Here is a 3,744-nt window from a genome sequence, read left to right on the forward strand (position 1 = left end):
AATTCCGGAATCGCAACGAGGAAATGAAACGGATTATTCAACAATTGGAGCAATAATAGGTTTTGCACTCATGATGGTACTGGATGTTGCATTAGGATAAAAAATGTGTCTTGCAATTCCTGTAAAAATAGTTGAAAAGTTGATAATGTTTTAAAATATTTCTTTGTGATTTTTATAATTTTGCTTATATTTAGAGTGATGGGAAAAATAACAATAAACAAGCAACAAAAATTAGGTAGTCATGAAGAGCAACCTTTGCTTTTTTCATTAGTACACCTAATCTTATGTTAGGATAAAGAAATGGAACAGAAATTCTCTCTACGCACAATCCTAAGAGAATCACTAAGTGAATCCATTGACATCGCTACTGTTGAAGATATCTCAAAAAAGGTTCTCGCAGATGTTGAAAATGCAAACGGAAACCTGATTGACGGATGGATATCCAAGAAGGAACATTTGCCATTTGTTTACATTTCTACTTTTCACAATGCTGCGATTGCAGTCCGTCAGCTTATCGACAGGGGAGCAAATGTAAATGTCTCTACCTCAACTGGAGAAACACCTTTGATCCGAGCTTGCATGCAAAACAACTTGAAAATTGTAAAATTGTTAGTCGAAGCAGGTGCGAATATTAATGCAAGAATGCATTCGAATATAAACTACGATAAGGCAGACATATTTAACTTAGACGAAGGTGGTAATTCAGCTCTAATGGCAGCTGTAAATAATGACTTTGGAAATACAGCACTTGTGAAGTATTTGCTTAATAATAATGCTGATATTGGTATTATTACACCTTACGAAAAGAGAAATGTTCTAATGGAATATGTAACGAACGGATTTAACACAAATGAGAGTGAGATTATTCCCTTGTTATTGGCTCACGGGATTGATCCAAATGCTACCGATAAGAACGGATCTACTGCATTGGATCTTTGCTCTGGTCTCGGATTTACTAATTTTGTAAATGTTTTGTCGAATCTTAGTGCCAAACAAAACAAAGCCTAACAATTCACTTCAGCGGACGATGAGCCGCCGCTGAGCTTTGCGTTAGTAAAAAAGAAGGACGCAAGTGAGAAGATTCCAAAATCCAACCGATAACACAGGCTATATGCCATTAAAACGGCACATAGCCTTAATCGTTAGAAAATTTGAAAATACTTCACTCTCAACTTGACGAAAACAATTTTAAAAAAACCTTTATGGTTTCGTAAAAATTGTTTAAATTATAGTAATGTTAGAAAAGATGATAAAAGGAAAATATAAATGCTTCGACAAGCTCAGCACATCGCAATTGTGTTTATCCCTCCATTTTGGCGGTATAAGAACAATAACTATACACAATCGTTAGCTGGCATAGTAAAAAAAAACTGAAAGGATAAAAATATGAGGGCAAAAGAATTATTATTAAAATTGATTCAGATGTATGAAGAAAATCTATCCTCTGAATATGCTTTAATTTTGAATATTGAAAAAGAATCCGGTAAAAATTATGTTTACAACGACTTTCTTTTTGGCAATATTAACAAAAACAAAGTTGTAATGACAAGGAATAAGATGTCATTTGGAACAAATGTTACACGGAAGATAGTAATCGGAAATAGTAATTGGATAAATACATTTGACTCAAAGGATCCTACAAAACTTATTTTGGTGTCAAAAGAATTTATCTATGCTTTTAAAATTATTGAAACAAATGGACTAGTAAAAATAGAAATTGACCTTTCTTCAACAATGTTTGGAAAAGGAACTTTCTATGGATACTATATAATTGAAGAAATGTCTGATAATGCATTTAAAATTATAGCGCGATTTGAGAGAAATAAGGAACTCAATAATTATTCGGGAGACTTTTTAACTTGTGTAAATAATATATTTTATCTTGAAAACAGCAGAAAACATCCTTACCAAGAATTTGTTAATTTGTATAAATCTACCTATGATAAATTAATATTAAGGACAATCGAGGACATATTATGCGAAAAGACACTTTGACAATAAACACGCCAGTTAACACACAATATAAAACAGTTGGGGCTCAGCGGTTTGCGAGGGTTTAGTTCTAGCACCAGCATTTTTGTCGGTGGACAAGTACTCGCTCCGAAAACCCAACATTTTCATATTGCCACCATTAGAAAATTTGCGAATACCTCCCTCTCAACTTGGCGAAAATAATTTTAAAAAATCCTTTGTTGTTTCGTAAAAAATTGTTTAAATTATAATAATGTTAGGAAAGATGATAAAAGAAAAAAACAATGTATAATGTAAGCAATAATAAACAATTAACAAATAACAGGCAACATATATTAGTTAGTCATGAAGAGCAACCTTTACTTTTTTTATTAGTACACCTAATCTTATGTTAAAAAAAGGAGAAAATTATGGACATACCAGAAATTCTAAACAAACAGTTTCGTAAAGAGTTGAAAGGCTTACTAAATAAGCACAGCATTGAAAAGAGAAATCTAAACAATTGCTTTATCCTGCCATATTGGAGTAATATATACAATTATGTTTACCCAGACATTATGGGGAATACTAATGCCAACAAACAAATTATTAATAATTAAAAGGAGATTATCATGACAAATCTTACAAAAGCCACATTATTTGTAACTGGATTATTGGGAGTATCAGCATTCCTTGACAATGAAACATTTGTTATTGCCAAAATAGTTTTATTAATTGGAGCACTACCCTTAATTTATTTCAGTACTTCTGGTAACCTTATTTCTAAATCATTTCAAATTGTAATAAAAGATGTTAGAGAAAATAGACGAGATGAATACAGGAATAAGTTATTAAATAATTTAAAATCCCTTGGCAAACCTGATAAATCACAAGAGAACTATGGAGAAGTGGGAGTTCATATTGAAGGTAAAATAAAACCAGAAGATATTTTTAAACAAATTAAAAAAGGTAATATTAAGGCTCAACTCAATCAAACTTTAGTATCTTTTAAATATACTTCTCTTGAAGCGGCTGCAGAAGCTGTTATTACCATAAATGCAACGGCAACCCCGAATAGCGAACTTAAAATTGAAGGATTTTTTGAAACAATAAAGGTGGGTGGCTCTGGGTCTGTTTCAGTCAAGATTCCTAAATCGCTGTATAAGAAAAATGTTGAAAGAGGGTTTATTCCTGCAGTATGCATTAAAGGAAAATTAAGGGATGAAATAAAAATAGCCTTATAGAAATAAAAGCACATAACATTTTGTATAAATAATGACAGGAAAAGTGCTCAATGTCTTGGCATTAGCCAGTTCAAGTTTCATAGCGGTTTGACAGGGATGTACCACGCAATCTGCCACTACTCATACAATTTATCGTTAATAAAAAAAACATAAAATAAAATAAAATAAATCATATTTCTTTTTAATTAATAAACATCACAACAAAACAGCATATTAAAAAAACATGATTGTTTTTAATTTCAAATTCTGTAAAAAATGTTTTTGTTTATATTAAAAATTGTTATATTTTCACTAAATATAAGAGGTGAAAAATGTGTCTTGCAATACCTGTAAAAATAGTTGAAATAAATGGCGAAAATGGAATAGTTGAAATGGGTGGTGTCAAAAAAGAAGTTGGTTTGATATTTATTCCTGAGGCAAAAGTTGGCGATTGGATTCTGCTTCATACCGGATTTGGTTTGGAAATAATTTCTGAAGAAGATGCAAAAGAGACAATTGATGCACTGAATGAAGCATATCATGTGATGCCTGATGAATATTAAAGAGTTCC

The 3,744-nt window shown here is 31.4% G+C and carries 5 protein-coding genes; all 5 read left to right on the forward strand.

The window, feature by feature from the left end:
• Positions 1–100: ZIP family metal transporter (locus U9R42_05345; GenBank protein ID MEA3495444.1), on the forward strand; the 100-nt coding region annotated here is incomplete at its 5' end.
• A 200-nt stretch (positions 101–300) separates the two neighbouring features.
• Entirely contained in the window at positions 301–1,008 is a 708-nt protein-coding gene (locus tag U9R42_05350) for an ankyrin repeat domain-containing protein (GenBank protein ID MEA3495445.1), read from the forward strand.
• 414 nt (positions 1,009–1,422) lie between these two features.
• Positions 1,423–1,995, forward strand: coding sequence for a hypothetical protein (locus U9R42_05355; GenBank protein ID MEA3495446.1), 573 nt, complete (start codon positions 1,423–1,425; stop codon positions 1,993–1,995).
• Positions 1,996–2,582: 587 nt separating this feature from the next.
• Complete coding sequence (locus tag U9R42_05360) at positions 2,583–3,194, forward strand: hypothetical protein (protein MEA3495447.1); 612 nt, start codon at positions 2,583–2,585, stop codon at positions 3,192–3,194.
• Between the two features lie 311 nt (positions 3,195–3,505).
• Positions 3,506–3,736, forward strand: coding sequence for a HypC/HybG/HupF family hydrogenase formation chaperone (locus tag U9R42_05365; protein MEA3495448.1), 231 nt, complete (start codon positions 3,506–3,508; stop codon positions 3,734–3,736).
• Positions 3,737–3,744: the final 8 nt, after the last annotated feature.

Source organism: Bacteroidota bacterium, from assembly GCA_034723125.1.
In the GTDB taxonomy this organism is placed as follows: domain Bacteria; phylum Bacteroidota; class Bacteroidia; order CAILMK01; family JAAYUY01; genus JAYEOP01.